Source organism: Ferruginibacter sp. HRS2-29 (genome assembly GCF_024343615.1).
Lineage (GTDB): Bacteria > Bacteroidota > Bacteroidia > Chitinophagales > Chitinophagaceae > Ferruginibacter.
In genome coordinates this window covers 33,709-53,557 of sequence record NZ_RJUB01000010.1, presented here as the reverse complement: position 1 = coordinate 53,557, position 19,849 = coordinate 33,709, and the positions used below count along the sequence as shown (strand labels likewise).

At 44.2% G+C, this 19,849-nt stretch carries 15 protein-coding genes; 7 read left to right on the top strand and 8 right to left on the bottom strand.

What is annotated here, in order from left to right; translation table 11 throughout:
* Positions 1 to 92: 92 nt before the first annotated feature.
* The 5 genes from EGI32_RS05380 to EGI32_RS05360 all read right to left on the bottom strand — a co-directional run bounded on the left by EGI32_RS05380 (position 93) and on the right by EGI32_RS05360 (position 5,314).
* Positions 93 to 1,301 carry an efflux RND transporter periplasmic adaptor subunit gene (locus EGI32_RS05380; protein WP_255154350.1) on the bottom strand — a complete coding sequence of 403 codons (1,209 nt, stop codon included), beginning with the start codon at positions 1,299 to 1,301 and terminating at the stop codon, positions 93 to 95.
* A 50-nt stretch (positions 1,302 to 1,351) separates the two neighbouring features.
* Complete coding sequence (locus EGI32_RS05375) at positions 1,352 to 2,719, bottom strand: TolC family protein (RefSeq protein WP_255154349.1); 1,368 nt, start codon at positions 2,717 to 2,719, stop codon at positions 1,352 to 1,354.
* A gap of 13 nt (positions 2,720 to 2,732) precedes the next feature.
* Entirely contained in the window at positions 2,733 to 3,392 is a 660-nt protein-coding gene (locus EGI32_RS05370) for a TetR/AcrR family transcriptional regulator (protein WP_255154348.1), read from the bottom strand.
* Positions 3,393 to 3,647: 255 nt separating this feature from the next.
* Entirely contained in the window at positions 3,648 to 4,100 is a 453-nt protein-coding gene (locus tag EGI32_RS05365) for a PleD family two-component system response regulator (protein ID WP_255154347.1), read from the bottom strand.
* Between the two features lie 314 nt (positions 4,101 to 4,414).
* On the bottom strand, positions 4,415 to 5,314 hold the full coding sequence (locus EGI32_RS05360; RefSeq protein WP_255154346.1) for a prolyl oligopeptidase family serine peptidase: 900 nt from the start codon (positions 5,312 to 5,314) through the stop codon (positions 4,415 to 4,417).
* A 162-nt stretch (positions 5,315 to 5,476) separates the two neighbouring features.
* Between EGI32_RS05360 and EGI32_RS05355 the strand changes: the two genes are divergently transcribed.
* From EGI32_RS05355 to EGI32_RS05325, 7 genes are all read left to right on the top strand, one after another.
* Positions 5,477 to 6,094, top strand: a complete 618-nt coding sequence (locus EGI32_RS05355) for a DUF502 domain-containing protein (RefSeq protein WP_255154345.1) — start codon at positions 5,477 to 5,479, stop codon at positions 6,092 to 6,094.
* 114 nt (positions 6,095 to 6,208) lie between these two features.
* Entirely contained in the window at positions 6,209 to 7,192 is a 984-nt protein-coding gene (locus EGI32_RS05350) for a zinc dependent phospholipase C family protein (protein WP_255154344.1), read from the top strand.
* 299 nt (positions 7,193 to 7,491) lie between these two features.
* Positions 7,492 to 8,565 carry a 3-phosphoserine/phosphohydroxythreonine transaminase gene (serC, locus tag EGI32_RS05345; RefSeq protein WP_255154343.1) on the top strand — a complete coding sequence of 358 codons (1,074 nt, stop codon included), beginning with the start codon at positions 7,492 to 7,494 and terminating at the stop codon, positions 8,563 to 8,565.
* A gap of 149 nt (positions 8,566 to 8,714) precedes the next feature.
* Entirely contained in the window at positions 8,715 to 9,947 is a 1,233-nt protein-coding gene (locus EGI32_RS05340) for a DUF1015 domain-containing protein (RefSeq protein WP_255154342.1), read from the top strand.
* Positions 9,948 to 10,010: 63 nt separating this feature from the next.
* On the top strand, positions 10,011 to 11,015 hold the full coding sequence (locus EGI32_RS05335) for a lipopolysaccharide assembly protein LapB (protein ID WP_255154341.1): 1,005 nt from the start codon (positions 10,011 to 10,013) through the stop codon (positions 11,013 to 11,015).
* A gap of 214 nt (positions 11,016 to 11,229) precedes the next feature.
* Entirely contained in the window at positions 11,230 to 11,898 is a 669-nt protein-coding gene (locus EGI32_RS05330; protein WP_255154340.1) for a YceI family protein, read from the top strand.
* 191 nt (positions 11,899 to 12,089) lie between these two features.
* Positions 12,090 to 13,877 carry a long-chain fatty acid--CoA ligase gene (locus EGI32_RS05325; protein ID WP_255154339.1) on the top strand — a complete coding sequence of 596 codons (1,788 nt, stop codon included), beginning with the start codon at positions 12,090 to 12,092 and terminating at the stop codon, positions 13,875 to 13,877.
* 247 nt (positions 13,878 to 14,124) lie between these two features.
* On the opposite strand, the gene EGI32_RS05320 is transcribed toward EGI32_RS05325, so the two are convergent.
* The 3 genes from EGI32_RS05320 to EGI32_RS05310 all read right to left on the bottom strand — a co-directional run bounded on the left by EGI32_RS05320 (position 14,125) and on the right by EGI32_RS05310 (position 19,708).
* The gene (locus EGI32_RS05320) at positions 14,125 to 14,499 is read right to left on the bottom strand and encodes a response regulator (RefSeq protein ID WP_255154338.1); all 375 of its coding nucleotides are present in this window, start codon (positions 14,497 to 14,499) and stop codon (positions 14,125 to 14,127) included.
* Positions 14,500 to 14,725: 226 nt separating this feature from the next.
* The gene (locus tag EGI32_RS05315) at positions 14,726 to 15,355 is read right to left on the bottom strand and encodes a response regulator transcription factor (protein WP_255154337.1); all 630 of its coding nucleotides are present in this window, start codon (positions 15,353 to 15,355) and stop codon (positions 14,726 to 14,728) included.
* A 15-nt stretch (positions 15,356 to 15,370) separates the two neighbouring features.
* Positions 15,371 to 19,708, bottom strand: coding sequence for a PAS domain S-box protein (locus tag EGI32_RS05310; protein WP_255154336.1), 4,338 nt, complete (start codon positions 19,706 to 19,708; stop codon positions 15,371 to 15,373).
* Positions 19,709 to 19,849: the final 141 nt, after the last annotated feature.

The following is a 19,849-nucleotide window of genomic DNA, read 5'->3' as shown; positions in this document are numbered from 1 at the left end:
GTTTATGAGTAGTCAATGAGTGAATGGGTCAATGGGTGAATAAGTTGAATATAAAAACTCAGAACTTATCACTTATAACTTATCACTTATAACTATTTACCTGTGGTTAATACCTGTCCTTCGTAAATGCTGGCGAAACCTTCTGTTACCAGTATATCGCCTTCTTTCAATCCTGATGTGATCTCCAGCTGATCGCCATTGAGCTTGCCGATGGTAACCGGGCGCTTGTGCGCTGTAAGTTTGCCATTATCGGTGGAAGCGACCATTACGAATTTTCCTTTCTCGTCATTCTGCAAAGTATTCAGCGGAACAACGATGGTATTTTTTGAACTGTAATCATTAATCTTGATCGTAGCGATCTGGTTTGGCCTGAAAGCCGCATCGGTAGGAAGTTTGGCTTCTACTACAAAACCGCGGTTGATCGCATCGATCGAGGCACCCAGGAAACTTACTTTGGTGTTGATGGTTTTGCCAAGATCTGGCAACAACACCGCTACATCTGTTCCTTTCTGTACACTTCCCAGATAATTTTCAGGAATGTTGCCCACTACTTTCAGCTGAGAATTGTTTACGATCTTTATCTGCGGACCATTAGCGGTTGACCCGGAAAAAATTTCTCCCACACGGATGTTTACCACATCGGCCACACCACTTACATCGCTGTATACATTGGCGGTATTGGCCTGCGCCTGTGCCTGCCTGATGCCTGCATTGGCCCCTGCCAGCTGGCTTTCGAGTGCGGATACATTGGTCTGGTATTGCAGCAGCTGCACCTGCGAACCGATCCCCTGGTTCCAAAGGTTCTGATAACGCTGGTAAGTTGTTTTAGCCAATGCCAGCTGCGCCTGCAATGCCGATGCCTGCTGCTTTGCGCTGGTAATTCCTTGTACTGAAAGTGAATTATCCAGCCTCAGCAAAAGCTGGCCTTTGCTTACACGATCTCCTTGTTTTACAAAAAGCTGCTTTACAATTCCAGGTTGCCCCTGCGGAGCGATGTAGGAAATATTTTCCGCATCTACTTTACCCTGCAGTTCGATGTAGTGATTGAAATCCTGGCGAACGATCGGCGCCGTTGCTACCAGCTTTATCTTGTCAGGATTGCTGCTGCTGGTATCCAGTTTGGATATTTCTTCCTGCAGTTTCAATATTTCCTGGTCGTCTTTTTCTTTATTGGCTTTCAGTTTTGCCAGCTTTGCTTTCTTGTCATTCAATGCCGCATTGCCCTCCTTTTTACTACCGCCGCACGAGACGATTGCCAGGCTGAGCGTTGCTGCGAAGAATATCTGTGTTACTTTTTTCATGTATTTATTTTGTATGCTGTTAGTTATAATATTGATTGCCATGAGTACTGTTATTCAAGTTTTCCGATCGCTTTCTGATAATCGAGTTTTGCTACGATAGCATCGTAAACGGCGCTGTAATAATCATTCTGCGCTACTTTAAGGTCGGCCTGCGCATTGTACACTTCCAGGTTATCGCCCAACCCCTGGTCATATTTTATCCTGGTAGTATTGTACACTTTTTCCGCCAGTTCCATATTGCGTTTCTGGTTGTCCATCGTGAGCAATGCCGCCGTGATCTTCTGGTTAGCCTGCACCACATCATAATCTATAGAATCCCTCATGTTCTGGATGGTATTCTCTGTTTTTTGCAGATCTATCTTCGCCTGGTTCACACGCGCCCTTTTTGCAAAACCATCGAATATCGGCACGCTCAGTTTCAGGCCTATCAACGATGTAGTGAACCACTGCCTGTTTTCACCCCCTTTGAAAAAATCGAAAGATGTACGCTGGGCATTTTTCTGATAGCTGCCAAACGCACTCAACGTAGGGATGTAACTCAGCTTGTACCTCTTCACATTGTATTCATTGAGTTTTTTCTGAAGCTCGAGCAACTGGTATTCATTCCTGTCTTTATAATTATATTCAGTCACCAGCAGATCGGACTTAATCTTATCTTCCGACAACGTATCGGTCAGCACCAGCTTTTCCTTCTGTGGCATGTTCATCAGGAATTTCAATCCTGCATATCCTACGTCCAGCTGGTTTTGCGCTTTGATCTTTTCCGTCTGCAGGTTATTGAGTTGCACCTGCGCCTTGTCTACATCCAGTCTTTCTTTGAAACCCTGGTCAAACATAGCTTTGGTATCGTTGTATAATTTTTGAGAACGTTCGATGTTCGCTTCGATCTTGGCGATTTGCTCTTTGCCAACTACCAGCTGATAATAGATCTTCTGCACATTCAGGTTGATAAGTTCAACAGTGATATCAGAAATTTTAGAATAAAAATCAACGGAAGTCCTGCGTGCCTGCAGACCAACGAATACCTGTCCGTCGAACAATATCTGGGAAGCATCGAAACCACCGGTAACATTATATTTGGTACCAAACTGTACAGGGATATAAGTTCCCGCAGGGCCACCGGTTATTTCTGCAGGAAGCAGGCTGGTAGGCACTGTCAGGTAATCATTGAAAGTTCCACTGCCACTTAATTGCGGTAAAGCCTGTGCCGTGATCTCGCGGTTCTTTTCCTGCTGCATACGGATATCGAGCAAGGCATTTTTGACACGGATCGAATTTTTCTTTGCGTATTCCACTGCCTGCCTTACAGAAAATTCATTTACCACCGGTGTTGCCGGAGGTGGCGTTACCTGCGCTTTTGCACCGGCTACCAATAACAGCATCATCGCTCCCATGATGCCTTTTGTTATGTAACTCATCTGTTTATTTTTATTAACCATTGACTTTATTTTTTTTATCTGTTTTACCTGCCGGCAAATTCCTTTCCTTTAAATAATTGACCACCATGTCGTATCCTTTTGGGGTTACCAGCCCGAAGAGAAAATGCACGATCAGTTGTTCTTCGGCTTCGAGCAGGGATGATTTTATTCCTGCATGAAATTCGGGCGCCATCGATATGAACACACTTTCTACCCTGAACCTCGCCATGATGTCGATATTGACTTCGGGACGGTAAAGTTTTTCTTTCACCCCCCTCACCAGGTTCTGTTTCATCACTTCAAACAGGTAAGTATTTTTATGGAGATTGAATTTTTCGAATGCCCGCGGGTGGTATTTCCTGAGGTCGAACAGCAACGACGGGTTCATGGAGTGAAATATTTCCACCATCATATCCATCGCGAGGATGATCTCATGGACAGCGTTTTCGGAAATATCCAGATCGCGTTCGCAGATCTCCTGCGTACGACCGATCTCAGATTCAATGATCGCGTCTACCAACTCATCTTTATCCTTGTAATACAGGTAAATTGTCTTTTTGCTGATGCCAAGGTGTGCGGCGATGTCGTCCATGCTCACGCTACGTACGCCGTACTTCATTACCAGCTCGTTGGCCGCCAGTTTGATCCTCTCTTTGGTATCTATTTCTGTCATAATATGAGACCGCAAAACTACGGAAACTTTTTACGTAACCAAAGTTTCCATCAATTTTTTTTTGCCGCCTTCAATTAATTATGATAAAAATACCGGTAATGGGGTGATTCAGGGCAACTAATCCGATGAACTGCAGGAATAAGGGGGGTAAGCTGTAAAAAAAAACGGTAAGTGAGAATGATGGGTTGACTACCCTGGGTTGACTACCACGGGTTGACTACCGCGGGTTGACTACCGCGAGTTGACTACCCTAAATTAATAATCTTCGGAAGAAGCACTGGCCGCCGATTCCGGCATATCAACATCAGGAGTAGTTACCACAAATGAACCGGCTCCTACAAACCTGAACAGCACTTTTTCTATTTCCTGCGTATCGAAAGGTTTGCGGATGAAGGCGTCTGCGCCGGCTTCACGGGCAATATCTTCCAGGTCTTCCACACCGGATACCAGCACTACGGGGATCGCGGCGGTACTTTTATTGGTTTTCAATAACGTGCATAAAACGGCCCCATTGATCTGTTTCATCGTCACATCCATAAGGATGATATCCGGCGTCTTAGCATGAAGTATATCGATGAGGTTCTCGGCATTCTGGGATATTTTAACTTCATAACCCTGAAAGCTCATCATCATATCGAGGAGGTTCAGCAGTTCCAGCTGGTCATCTACTGCAAGAATAACAGGTTTGGTTTCGGGTAATGTGGTCATAGATAAGATCGTTGTTTCAAATGACCAGCAGCAATAATGCAACCAAAATGTGTAAAATTGAACATCACAGTATTTTTTCTATAGGGATAACGTTGTTTTACTCAAAAGATTGTGTAGAAAATACGAAAAAGTTTAGGGATCACAGATTAGGGTTCAGCATGTTCTAACCTAAACCCTGATCCATGATCTCATTGCTTCGTTCTTTCTTCCATATTCAATTCATCATCAAACCGACTTTTGGTTAACGGATACATCAATTGCTTCAAATAACCCTTCGGGTACTGTACTTCGTGGAGGCATATGCCTTCAGGGGGTCAGGGGGTTTTTGTATGCCCGAATAGCCAGGATGGGATGATCGTATCCGTATACAGCTGCTTCGGTACTTCATGTCCCATCTTATCCATTTCCCAAAACAACACCTGGTTATTGCCTCTTGCTTTCAGTTCTTTATATAACAATGAATCGCTGCCAAAAGGATTTTCCACATCGGCATTGCCATGAATGATCCACAGGGGGATTTTTGAATACGCCGCCTCGCCATCAAAGTTGGGGATGCCGGAAAATGAGATCGCGGCGGCAAAAAGGTCGGGGCGCAATGAAACCGCGTTCATGGCGGTAGAACCGCCCATGGAGAAACCCATCACATATATCCTGTTGCTATCGATATCGGTTTTCATTTTCATCGAATCTATCAAAGCGATCAGAGTATTCAGGTAAGGCTGGGGTTTGGAAGTCAGTACCCCGCGGGCCTGGTCGGTCACGTAATTAGACGAACGCTCCGGAAACTGCGGAACCAGCACGTAAGCCGGGTATTTGCAACGAACAGGACTGAATGCCCACATTTTTGCCAGCACGCCCATCTGCGAAATATTATCGGTCCCTACAGCGCCGGAGCCGTGCAACACGATCACCAGCGGAAATTTTTTATCGGCAGGTATTTTAGCGGTATCATTCCCACATATACCCGCAGGCGGATGGATCAGCCTGCTCCAGATTTGCCGGCCGTTTTTATCGGTAAAACCAAACCCTTCTTCCAGGTTCATCACCACATCAAGTGCCTTGATGGCGCCCACTTTCACCTGTGTAGCCGAATCGGGAGCTTCCATCGGTACAACTTTATAGTGTTCGTCGGCAGGAGAATTCTTACAACTGACAAACAACATGGAAGTCAGCAATATAAAGGTGGTAACGAAGCGAAAGCAATCTCTTTTCATAAATAAAAATAAAGGTTGAAAATAGGAATTATTTCTCTTTGCCAGCATGAGGTTTTGAAACACAGAATTATTAATTATAAATTATTAATTATTAATTGCCCATTATCAATTCTCAACTATCCATTCCGCGTTCAACTATCTTTGACCTTTAAACTGACCACCATGGAAAAAAAGTTCGATTACAGCAGGCTCCTGCAATATTTTCTGCAGGGATTATTGATACTGGCCCCCATCGCCATCACCATTTATGCATTGTTCTTCGTGATATCCACGATAGATGGATGGATACCCATTTTTTCTTATAAAGATGAACTCGGCCGGGTACATGTGCAGAATTACGGGCTCGGCTTCGTGATCATTTTACTGGCGATCGTTTCCATCGGTTACTTCAGCTCGTTCTTCATCACCGGCCGTATCGTGAGTTTCATGGACAAATTCATGCAGAAAGCACCGGGCATCAAACATATCTATTCGACCACCCGCGATTTTTTTGAGGCTTTTGCCGGCGACAAGAAAAAATTCACTCACAATGTGCTGGCAAATGTCGACGACAACGACGTATGGCGCATGGGTTTCATCACCCGTGAGGATATGAGCGATTTCGACCTGGTAGATTATGTGGCGGTATACATCCCCATGGCTTATTCGGTGGCGGGCAATGTTTACATCATCCCTCGAAACCGTATCAAACCTATCACCAATATCACCAGCACACAAACGATGAAATTTGCGGTAAGCGGCGGGGTGACGGATATTGACGATACCGAACATAAAGCATAATGAAGAATGAAAAATGAAGAATGAAGAATTTTTATCTTGCCGGAAGGATTTCAATGAGAATGCATTCTTAATTCTTAATTTTTAATTCTTAATTTCTATTTCTTATTTTTAGGAATGAAAAAAATTGCCCGATCTATACTGCTGCTTGGCATCCTTCTAGGCTTATCATTCCCCTCCTACTGCTGGGGCTTCTGGGCACATCAGAAAATAAATTATTATGCCGTTTTCCTGCTGCCGCCGGAAATGATGGTATTTTATAAACCAAATATCGCATTCATTACCGAACATGCCATCGACCCGGATAAGCGCCGTTATGCTGTAGCGGAAGAAGGGCCGAGACATTTTATCGACATCGATAATTATGGCACTTATCCTTACCCCGATCTGCCGCGTAAATGGGAAGATGCCATTGCAAAATATTCCGAAGACAGTGTGCGTGCCAATGGAATCGTTCCATGGCATGTGCAGGTGATGCTGCAGAGGCTTACCGCGGCTTTTAAGGATAAAAATTACAGCCGCATATTGAAGAACAGCGCTGAGCTCGGGCATTATATCGCCGATGCCCACGTGCCATTACATGCCAGCAGCAACCACAACGGGCAACTGACCAATCAGAAAGGCATTCATGCTTTTTGGGAAAGCCGTGTACCCGAATTGCTGGCCGAAAAAGAGTTTGATTTTTTTGTAGGCAAAGCAACCTATATCAAGGACCCGGGCAGCTTCATCTGGGACCGTGTGCTCGAAAGTGCCAAAGCCGCCGATAGTGTGCTGAGCTTCGAAAGGGAACTCACCAGAGAATTTAAAGACGATCAGAAATATTCTTTCGAGCAACGTAATGGAACGGTGATACGCCAGTACTCATCCGCATTTACCATCGCTTTCAATAAAAAACTCGATGGTATGATCGAGCGCAGGATGCGGCAATCCATTTCGGCCATCGCCTCCTTCTGGTATACCGCCTGGATCAACGCCGGACAACCCGATCTGAAACCTTTGGTGAAACAAAAATTTTCTGAAAAAGAAAGTAAAGACTTCGAGGAATTAAACAACAAATGGAATGGCGGATCGGGTAAGATGATCGGAAGAGAGGAAAACTGATCAATTACGAATGGGTAATTACGAATTACGAATGTGATTGCAGCCAAAGGGAAACGCTGATTTTAAAAAGATAAAAGGATTTCGCTGATTATTTTTACTTCGTAAAAATAGAAATGCAGTTTATAAATGGTTGTAAAACTATTATAAACTGCATTTTAGTTTTGCGCCAGCAAAACAATCTGTGTAATCCCCTTCATCCCTTTAAAATCTGCGATCAACCTTCGCTGCATTCTTAATTTTTAATTCTTAATTATTAATTACTTTTGCGTCTTGATTTTCTCACGCTCTAATTCATTCAAGTGATACATAATTTTAACGCCGGGCCTTCTATCCTACCCAAAGAAGTGTTTGAGCAGGCAGCTGCCGCAATATTGAATTTTAACGACACAGGGCTTTCCATTCTGGAGTTTGGCCACCGCACACCCGAATTTACTGCCGTGATGGAAGAAGCGAGGTCACTGGTGAGGGAACTCATGCAGCTGGATGAAAACCGTGAAGTACTTTTTCTTCATGGAGGGGCTTCCACACAATTCATGCAGGTGCCGATGAACCTACTCGACAGCAAAGAATCTGCTGCTTACACCGATACCGATATCTGGGGGCAAAAAGCCATTACAGAAGCGAAGTTGTTTGGAAAAGTAGACGTGGTCTGTTCTTCAAAGGATAAAAATTACAATTACATCCCGAAGGATTTTGCGGTGCCCAACGATTCAAAATATTTACATATCACCACCAACAATACCATTTACGGTACGCAATGGCAAACCATTCCTAAAACCAGTAATTCTCTGGTGGCGGATATGAGCAGCGATATCTTCAGCCGTGTGCTTGATTTCAACGCTTTTGACCTGATCTACGCCGGGGCGCAAAAAAACATGGGCCCTGCAGGTGTCAATCTTGTGGTGGTGAACAAAAACATACTGGGTAAAGTGAAACGCGTGATCCCTACCATCATGGATTATCGCAACCATATCAAAGAAGGAAGCATGCTGAATACACCACCGGTATTTGCCGTGTATGTATGCCTGCTTACGCTGAGGTGGCTGAAAGCCAATGGTGGCGTGGCTGCTATGGAGAAAAAGAATATTGAAAAAGCCGACCTGTTGTACAACGAGATCGATAACAACGAATTATTTATAGGCAATGTGGCCAGAGAAGACCGGAGCAAGATGAACGCCTGCTTTGTAATGAAAGATCCTTCGCTCGAAAAGGAATTTTTGCAGTATGCGAAATCACTCGGCATCGTGGGCATAGCGGGGCACCGCACCACGGGCGGTTTCCGGGCTTCCATTTATAACGCTATGCCTATCAGCAGTGTACAGGTACTGGTTGAAACGATGCAGTCCTTCGGACAATTAAAAATGAAGAATTAAAAATTAAAAATTTCTTAGGTGTAAACCTCATTTATTTATAGTAAGCCTCATCCGGCTGCATTCTTAATTTTTAATTCTTAATTTTTAATTGTTCTCCCTATATTTACCGACCTGTAAAACATTTCTACAGGTTTTTACATACGGATATTATGATAACGATCACTCCTTTTAAAGCACTCCGGCCCGAAGCACAGCACGCGAAAACAGTGGCTTCCAGGCCATATGATGTTTTAAACAGCAAAGAAGCAAAAGTTGAAGCGCAGGGAAATCCTAACTCCTTCCTGCACATCACCAAAAGTGAAATAGACCTTCCCGAAACTACCGACATCCATTCACAGGAAGTATATGATAAGGCGAAAGAAAATCTTGGCGCGTTCATCAGCAGGAATATCCTGTTCAGGGAAAGCAAACCTTGTTACTATATTTATAAACTGACGATGAATGGCGTTTCTCAGGCTGGCCTCGTATGCGGCAGTTCTGTGGATGATTATGATAACGGCCTGATAAAAAAACATGAATTCACCCGCCCTGAAAAAGAGCTGGACAGGATCACGCATATCAAGACTACCGGGGCGCAAACGGGCAATGTTTTTCTGGCTTATAAAAGTGTTCCGGAAATTGACGCGGTGATCAACAAATGGATCTCGGAAAAAAACTGCCAGTACGATTTTGTGGCCGATGATGGTGTGCAGCACAGCATCTGGATCGTGAATGATGATGATACCATCAGCCTTATCACCGGGCTTTTTAAAACACTGGTGCCGGCTTCCTACATTGCGGATGGCCACCACAGGGCAGCTTCGGCGGCAAAGGTAAGGGTGAGCATGGGCGACCAATCCACAGAAAATTCGGATTATTTCCTCACTACACTTTTTCCTTCGGATCAGCTGCATATCATGGATTACAACCGTGTAGTGAAAGATACCAACGGGCTGAGTGCCGAAGAATTAATGAAAAAGATAGGTACAGCCTTCACCGTAGAAAAAGTGAGTGAAGCCTTCAGGCCTGAATCGGCACATACTTTCGGACTGTATTTTGAAAAACAATGGTACAAGCTGACGGCAAAAAAAGGCAGTTTTGATGAAAAAGATCCCATTGGTGTACTGGATGTAAGCATCCTGCAGGATCAGTTGCTCGACCCGGTTCTGGGCATCAAAGATCAACGCACGGATAAACGCATCGATTTTGTAGGCGGTATCCGTGGCCTCGGAGAACTGGAAAAAAGAGTGGATAGCGGAGAAATGACCCTGGCCATCAGCCTTTATCCTGTAAGCATACAGCAATTATTTGATGTAGCCGATAGCGGAGAAGTGATGCCTCCAAAAAGCACCTGGTTTGAGCCAAAGCTGAGGGATGGTTTGCTGACACATCTTATTGACTAAAAATATTTTGTTTTAATTGCCCCGGTCTTCAGGCCGGGGCAATTTTTTTTTATCTTTACAACAATGAAAAAACTCTCCATTGCACTCGCACTTTGCCTTTTAGCCAGCTTGGGTGTTGCCCAGCCACAGTCTGTTCAGCAGTTGCATGAAACTGCCCGTTCCTTTATGCGGCAGGGAGATTATGCCAATGCGATACTGGTGCTCAACCGTGGGATTCAGCAGGAGCCTGCCAACATCCCGCTGGCAAAGGACCTGGCGATGAGTTATTATTATCAGAAAGAAAATAATAAAGCCCTGGATGTGATCAAGCCTTTGCTGGACAATGACCGCTCCGATGACCAGGTTTTCCAGATAGCAGGAAATATTTACAAGCAGCTGGCACTGGTAAAGGATTGTGAGAAAATGTATAAAAAGGGGATCAAAAAATTTCCGGAAAGCGGACCGTTGTACAATGAACTGGGTGAACTCCAGTGGGCCCAGCAGGATTACGAAGCCATTAAGAACTGGGAAAAAGGAATAGAAGTGGATCCTTCTTACAGTAAAAATTATTATAATGCCGCCCGTTACTATTTTTTCACCAGCGATAAGGTATGGAGTATCCTGTATGGTGAAATTTTTCTCAATATGGAACCATTTGGCAGTAAAGCCCCGGAGGTGAAACAACTTTTACTCGACAGCTATAAAAAACTCTTTACAGCTACCGATCTGTTGCAGGATTTTAAAGATAAAAACCCATTTGCAAAAGCTTTTCTTACAGAAATGAATAAGCAGACAGGATTGCTGGGATCTGGTGTCAACACCGAATCCCTTACAATGATCCGCACCAGGTTTATCCTCGACTGGTTCAATACACAACAGGGAAAAATGCCCTTCAAATTATTCGAATACCAGCAGCAATTGCTCAAAGAAGGTATGTTTGACGCTTATAATCAATGGATATTCGGTTCCATTCAAAGCCTTTCGGCCTACCAGAACTGGGTAAATACTCATGCGCAGGAGAATACCGCTTTCAGCGATTTTCAAAAAGGGCGTATTTTTAAAGTGCCTGCCGGACAGTATTATCATTAAATTTTCAGACATTCCCCGGGGAGAAAGATTTTTTTGCCGGGAAGAGGGGAAGATGTTATAAATTAATAAATCTGGCGTTATATCTTCCCGTCTTCCCGGCAAAAATTTACCAGTGCTGGTAAATAAACGGATTTTACAAAGTATATTAACATCTAAAAAAATGTTTGATGTTTAAACATTGTTCTATTATATTTGCAATTCAAAAAAAATAATCATGAAAAAAATTCTCTTTTTAGCAGCCGCATCAGTGGCAATACTGGCAGCCTGCAATAACTCACCAAAAGCCGACCAGGCAGTATCTGGTGAAAAAGATTCAGTAACTGTAGTAACCGGAACCAATTATGCAATTGATTCTACCACCACCGTAACCTGGACCGGCAGCAAGCCAACCGGCACACACACCGGCACTTTCAAACTGACGGAAGGTACATTGATCGTAAAAGACAACCAGTTGGCAGGTGGAAATTTCACCATCAATATGAATAGCCTCAACAATACTGATCTGGCAGGAGATGCAGACAGCAAAGGAAAACTGGAAGGCCACCTGAAAAGCCCTGATTTCTTTGATGTAGCTAAATTTCCAACAGCTAAGTTTGAGATCACTTCAGTAACTCCATTTGTTGCTGATAGCACCAATAAAGATGTATTGCTGAAAGATGCCACTCACACCATCAAAGGAAACCTTACTTTGAAAGACAGCACCAAGAGCATTTCTTTCCCTGCTAAAGTAACTGTTGATGCCGCTACTGCCGCTGCTACTGCCGATTTCAACATCGACCGTACCGAATGGGGCATGAGCTACAAAGGCCCGAACAATCCTCAGGATTGGGTGATCAGCAAGACTGTGAACATCAAACTTGCTTTGAACGCGACGAAAAAGTAAAAACCCCGCAGGTTTCTTTCAACCTCCGGGCGTTTATTAAATAAACTCTCCGGGGTTGAACGAAAACCCCGAAGGTTAGAATATAATCTTCAATTGAAAAGTACTTTACTAAAAGTCATCCCCGGCGGATGGCTTTTTTTATTTATCTTAGTTACACTAATAAAAATGCCTTCACGTAATTGCAGCGCTATATGAATGATCAATCCAGAATTTTCGATTTTCTCTACGACCAGCTGGAAAAATTTCCCAAAGATGATATGCTTACAGGCAAGGTGGATGGGAAATGGGGTCCCCTGAGCACTTCCGCCGTTGCCGACCTGGTGAAGAAGCTTAGCGCCGGCCTTCTCAAACTTGGCATCAGCGGCAATGATATGGTAGTGGAAAACCAGGACAAGATCGCTCTGATTTCCCGCAACCGCCCCGAGTGGCTGGTGCTCGACCTGGCCTGCCAGCAGATCGGCGTAACACTTTGCCCGATCTACCCCACCACCAATATCAACGAACTGGAATTCATATTCAATGATGCAGCGGTAAAATATGTTTTTGTAAGCGGGCAGGATATACTGGATAAAGTAAAGAATATCAGCCCGAAGATCACTTCCCTGCGTGGGATCTTTGGACTTGATAAACTTGAAGGTGTCGGTTACTGGAAAGAACTTTTTGAAAATATCGGCGATGCGGATATTGCGGCAATGGAGCAGATAAAGAACTCCATCAAGGCCACGGATTGCGCTACCATCATTTATACCTCTGGTACTACGGGTACGCCCAAAGGCGTGATGTTGTCGCATCGAAACATCGTGATGAATGTATTGAACGCCAAAGAAAGTTTCCCTTTTGAAGATAATGTAACGGCAAGGTCACTCAGTTTTTTACCGCTCAATCATATTTTCGAGCGGATGGTTTCTTATATCTACATCAACAGCGGGATTTCCATTTATTATGCATCCAGCCTGGAAACAATTGCCGACGATCTGAAAGATGTACAGCCCAGCCTGTTTTGCACGGTACCAAGATTACTTGAGAAAGTGTATGAAAAGATCATGGCGAAAGGTGCTGAGCTGACCGGCACTAAGAAAAAGCTATTTGATTGGGCGGTGAAGCTCGGCAACGAATATGATGTTCAGAAAAAAGGGTCGCCGTGGTACCGCCTGCAGCTGGCAATTGCCAATAAACTTATTTTCAGCAAATGGCGTGAAGCGTTGGGTAATAATATAGACTTCATCGTAACAGGCGGCGCTGCCTGCCAGGTAAGGCTGATCAGGATCTTCAGTGCAGCGAAAATCCCTATCTATGAAGGCTACGGCCCAACGGAAAACAGCCCGGTGATCAGCGTGAATTCCAAACGTGATAACGGTACCAAATTCGGCACGGTGGGTTTACCTATCATCGGCCAGGAAGTAAAGCTGGAAGCCGATGGCGAGATATGTGTAAAAGGCCCGAGTGTGATGATGGGATATTACAAACGCCCCGATCTTACTGCCGAAACCGTTATAAACGGATGGTTGCATACAGGTGATATCGGTGTGCTGGAAGACGGGAAATACTTAAAGATCACCGACCGCAAAAAAGAATTGTTTAAAACCAGCGGTGGCAAATATGTAGCTCCGCAACCGATCGAGAACAAAATGAAGGAATCTCCGTTTGTAGAGCAGATCATGATCGTAGGGGCAGAAGAAAAATTTGTTGGTGCCCTGATCGTACCTTCCATGCCTAATCTGAAAGAATGGATGCGACTGAAAGGAATCCCCTTCACCACCAATGAAGATGCAATACACAATCCGAAAATATTGGCGCTTTACAAAGAGCTGATCGAGTCATTCAACGAATTTTTCAATCATGTGGAGCAGGTGAAAAAATTTGAATTGTTACCGGAAGAATGGAGCATCGAAACCGGTGAGATGACACCGAAGCTTAGCCTGAAACGAAAAGTGATCATGGAGAAATACAAGGCGGCGGTAGAAAGGATTTACCGCTAGAGATAATAAGTTGCCGCAAATGCACGAATAAACGCACTTGCAGAAGTTGCCTTTTATTCGTGCATTTGTGGCAAAATTCATTTGTGCATTCGTGACAAAAAAGCCCCGGGGTATACCCCGGGGCTGATTGTTTGAACTAAAACGTTTTTTCCATAGTATTGAAACTCTTGCGGGGGTTGGCTTTCGGCTATTGGATGGCCAATTGTAAGGATAATCAAAATGTTGGTTAGTCAAGGACAAAATATGATCAAACGTGGTAGGATTCAATGATACCGGTGATATTCTCAAACTCACTCGATTTATCAATGAAATGATCCGACCCGATTTTTTCGCAAAGATTCTTGTAGTTGTCACTCGACTGGTTCGTCAGCATGATCGCTTTGATAGACGGGTGACTTCTTTTTATAAATTCCAGTAATTCCAATCCGCTTTTATCTTTCAGATAAATATCCAGCAACACGATATCCGGTTGCAGCAAAGATATTTTCTTTACCGCTTCTTCATATGTGGTAGCGACAGATACGCTCATTACACAATCCAATTCGGAAATGATCTCAGAAACCCGGCTCACTACCAATAACGCATTATCAACGATCAAGACTTTCAGGTCTTTTTTCTTCATAAAGATGTATTTGTCAACACACTGCAAAGCTAACCCCAACAGGTTTCTCCATTTGTAATTGACTGAACTGAATTGATGTAATTGAAATGATATTCTGGCGTAGTAATAGTTCTACACAGAAGTTTAAAAGGTTTAAAAAGTTCAAAGGTTCAAAACATTGCTTAACATTTTGAACCTTTGAACCTTTGAACTTTTCAACTTTTCAACTTTTGAAACCTTTTGAACTTTATAACAGCCCGTGCTCTATCGCATACAACGTAAGGTCCGCATTGCTTTTCCGGTTCATCTTTGCCATGATCCTGGCCCGGTAGGTACTCACAGTGGTTACACTGAGGAACATCGATTCGGCTATTTCCGAAACCGATTTGCCGGCGGCGAGTAATTTCAAAACGGTAAACTCCCTGTCGGACAGAGACTCGTGTGGTTGTTTTTCGCTGTCCTGGTCGAGTACCGAAGCCAGTTTTTCCGCGATGGTAGCGGTAATATATTTTTTGCCCAGCAAAACCCTGTTCACGGCATTCACCAGTTCATCGGGCGCCAGGTCTTTGCTGAGATAACCGGAAGCTCCTGCTTTCAATACCCGCAATGCGTATTGCTCTTCGGGATGGATGCTTAAAATGAGCACCGGTAATTTAGGGTAAAACTGTTTGATCTGCTGCAAGGCATCCAGTCCGCTGCGGCCCGGCATGCTGAGGTCGCTGATCACCACATCCCATTCATGCGCCATGATCTTTTTGATCATCGCTTCTGCATCCGGAACTTCTTCAATGAGCGCATTCGGAAACCCTTCGAGCAATATCTGCCGAAGGCCTCTCCTTACGATAATGTGATCATCTGCAATAAGAATCCTGATCATAATGAATGGATAGGTTTAAGGTTGTGTTAAAGGTACAATAATTCTAACCAAAGTCCCTTTGCCGGGTTCGCTCGAAATACTATAGGTTCCGCCCATGATCAAAACCCTCTCTCTCATACCCAGCAATCCGAGTGTGCGTTTGCTTTGTATATCCGCCGTATTGAAACCCTTGCCGTTATCGGCGATCACCAGTTCCAGTTTATTATTATTTTCCGTCAACGATGTTTCCACTTTTGTGGCTTCGGCATGGCGGAGCACATTGGTGAGGCTTTCCTGGAATACACGGAAAATACCGGTAGCCACATCGGGTGGCGCTTCAAGGTTGGTATTGTTCGTGGTAAAATTCGTCCTGATCTCCGCCCTCTTTTCAAATTCTTCACTCTGCCATTCCATGGCCGCTATCAACCCGAGATCATCGAGTATGCTTGGGCGAAGCTGCGTAGCGATGCGGCGTACAGTGATCACCGTGGTATCGATCAGCTGGATCGTATCTTTCATCTTCTGCACCACTTCCGGATCTTCCGATTTCACTTTACGGTTGATCCATGAAATATCCATTTTCAATCCCGTCAACTGCTGCCCCAGTTCATCATGTATCTCACGGGCCATATGGGTGCGTTCGGTTTCGCGAATATCTTCCAGGTGAGTTGCCAGCTGGCGAAGATCTTCGTGCGAACGTTTCAGGTTTTCTGCTGCCGCAATTTTTTCCGTTTCGTCACTCGCCAATACCAGCTTCGCGATCTTTCCTTCATATACTATATCATGGCTGATGATATTCACTTTTACTCTGCTGCCATCTTTTTTCTGATGATCCCAGATGCCGCCCTGGTTGATATTCCGTGAAGCATTGCTGAATGTACCGAAAGTCTGCTTATTACCCCCGGGGATCGTAATATCAAAAATATTCATCTGCAGGAATTCATCCCTGTTATAACCGTAAAACTCTATAGCCGCAGGATTCACATCGAGGAATTTTCTCTCCGGGATAGAGATCATCCACATCGGCATCGGATTTTTATTGAAGAGCAACCGGTATTTACTTTCCGAAACCCTCAATGCTTCTTCGGCCATTTTACGTGCGGTGATGTCCCTCACGATCGCCTGAAAACGCCCGTCGGTCAATAGTTTCGAGCTTATCTCCACATTGATCAGCGTACCGTTTTTCTGGCGCATGATCCGTTCGCTCAATATCACCTGACCTTTAAGCAGATCGGTGAAGATGAACGGGTTTTTAGAAAGATCATCATAGATCACATCTTTCGCGTTCATCGTCAGCAATTCTTCTTTGGAGTAACCCGTCAGCATCGCTGCGCTGGAGTTCACATCATGGTAATCGCCTTTTTCGTTGGTGATGAAAATACCGTCCGACGCCTGCTCGATAAGCGTTCGATATTTTTCTTCGCTATCTACCAGTTGTTTCTGCGAGTTCACCCTTTCGGAAATATCGATACCCACGCCAAGGAAACAACTTTCACCTTCGTAATTGATATACATTCCCGTAAAATAATACGGCGTGGCCGTACCATCTTTTGAAATAAAATTCGCCTGCACACTATCTTCACCCACTTCAAAAATGTTCTGCACTTTTTCTTTGATCAGTTCGCGGTCTTCTTCCGAAAAGAACACCAGCGGATTGTTGGTAGCGATCTCTTCTGCCGAATAACCCGTTACCGTTTCGAGGTTCTTATTCCAGCGGTAGAATTTACCCTCCCGGTTGAGCAGGTAAAATACACCCGGCAAGCTGTTGATGATGGAATCCGACAATTCTTTTTCGATCAACAGTTTTCGTTCCGCCTGTCGTTCTTCTGTGATATCTTCCATCGCCCCCAGCATCCTCACGCCACGTTTGTCTTTATCGTAAATAATATATGCTTTATCATATACCGTGAGGTAATCTCCTTTTTTTGTTTTAAGCCTGAACTCTTCCATCACCAGGCTGATGCCATTTTTAAGACAATATGTAAAATTGCCGATCACTTTTTCGCGGTCTTCGGGGTGAATGGATTCCACAAATTTCTGGAAGTCGAAATCTTCATGTTTTTCCAGTGCGAGTATCTTGCAGAAGCTTTCATTGCCCCATACTTTATTGGTGGTAAGATCCCAATCCCACACCGCATCGTTCGTAGCTTTAGCAACCAGCAGGAAACGTTCGTTGGAAATTTTCAATGCCTGCTCGGAAGCTTCCAGCCTTGCGATGGATTTATTTCTTTCCGTAATATCAATGAGCGTACCGATGATCGCCGGCTTGCCGCGATAGATAGTGAATGAGCCAAACACTTCAAGGGTGAGCATTTCGCCGGCTTTGTGCAGGCCTTTGAACTCGTAGTTCATGCTCGTGTTTTCCCCGCGTATCCTTGATTGAACATTTTTAAATACCCGGTCGCGGTCGTCTTCATGCACAATTTTCGCCGGCGGAAAATCAGCAGGTATCTCTTCCGGCTCATAGCCGAATATTTTCGCGAATGTAGGGTTCACATACATCAGTTTATCATCCTGTATGATGTAAACACCCACCATCGATTGCTCTACAAGGTTACGGAATTTGGATTCCGCTTCCTGCAGTTCCAGCTCTATTTGTTTTCGCTGGGTTACATCCTGTGCCAGCGACATGATACCGATCGTTTTTCCTTCTTCATCCCTCAATACAGAATTGTACCACTCGCAAAAGATCACCCGGCCGTCTTTTGTAAGGTTTCGGTTGAACACTACATTGTTTACCTGCTCGCCGGAAAGATCCTCGATCGCGTTCTTCACCAGCCCACGATCATCAGGATAAATAAAATCAAAGAAATCGATGTTGCTGCCCACCACTTCCTCGGCTGTCCATCCAAATATGTCTTCCGATTTTTTACTCCATTGCAGCACTTTCATATCGCTGTCAAATTCCATCACCGCCATCGGCGTATTATTGATATGATAACTCAGCTTTTCGTGCACCGATTGAAAGGCTATCTCCGCTTTTTTCTTTTCGGTGATGTCGTGGTAATAAACGGAAATACCATCGGCTGATGGATAGATGAGATCTTCAAACCATTTATCGGCTGTTGAATAATACAGCTGAAGGCGTTGCGCTTCCTGTGTTTCGCGGGCAAGCCGTAGTGCTGCATAAAAAGGTTCATCTTTCACATCAGGAAATTCTTCCCAGATATTTTTACCGATTAGTTGGTCCGGCGTTTTCTCATGCATTTCCGCCGCCTTCTTATTGAGATAAGTATAATTCCAGTTATTATCCAGGGCGATGAACGCATCGGTGATACGTTCAAAAACATAGGTCAGTTCTTTCGATTTTGCAATCACCTGTTTTTGCAGATCCTGCGTGAGTTGCTGCAGCTGCACTTCCATTTTTTTACGCTGCGTGATATCCCTGATCACCGCCACGATCCCTTGCTCGTTGCCAGCCTGGTTTTTTATGGTAGATGTGCTCACTTCCACATCTATCGGCATTCCATTTTTGTGATAATGGATCACTTCACCTTTCCAGTGATCCTGCGATAAATACTCGCTTAATATTTCCGAACGATCATTTATTCCGTAATCGATCTTCAGCAAATCTTTTATATTCTGGCCTACAGCTTCTTCTTCTGTATAACCGTAAAGCTGCTCTGCATAAACGTTCCAGTTGGTGATGATGCGTTCCGCATCGGTGGTGATGATCGGATCATAAATATTCCGGATCAACGAAGCATTGTATTTAAGAAGCTTCTCATTCTCTTCTATCTGCCTGAATTCTTTCAGGATCATATACAGGCTGTAGAAAAGGATCAGGAAGATCAGCAGCGCGAGCACGCCGAATTCCCAGGTATTTTCGCGGGCATATTTTTCGCGGTTGATGTTGGATTGCTCCAGCAACTTTTTGTCTTTGCTCTGTATCTTACTGATGGTGGCGGTAATTTCATCCATCAATAATTTTCCGGCATTCGTCTGCATCAGTGCCGATGCTGAATCATAGCCATACAATCGCCGCACTTCCACCACAAATTTTGTGTGGGCTATTTTTTTATTTAATGAAGAAAGTAACGCGGTTCGTTCTTCAAGATTGGTAGAATCCGATAATTGAAGTTTTGCCAGGATAGTTGTATCCGTGCGCATTTTATTGATGCCGGTATAAAAACTCTGCAGGTATTTTTCGTCGCCTGAAATGGTAAAACCGCGTTGCGCACTTTCGATGGTCTGCACATCTACCAATACATTTTCGAGCCTCAGCAATACATCGAGCGCAGACTTCACATTGCGGCTTTCGTTTTCCGCGTTGCGCATGTTGGCAAATGTTATGTACAGCAAAAACCCTACGCATACAAATGCCGCGATGAAAGTGATCTTTACCCGTTTTATGGAAATCTTGTCTTCAGCCATATTTTTTCCCTTTGCACTCTGTAAAAAAGTACATTATTTTTTTATAAATATAAGCTATTAGAGAGGGTATTTAACGAGTACCTCTTCTGTCAGCCTGAGCTTGTCGAAGGCGATGCCATTAGATCACCCCGCCTTCGACAA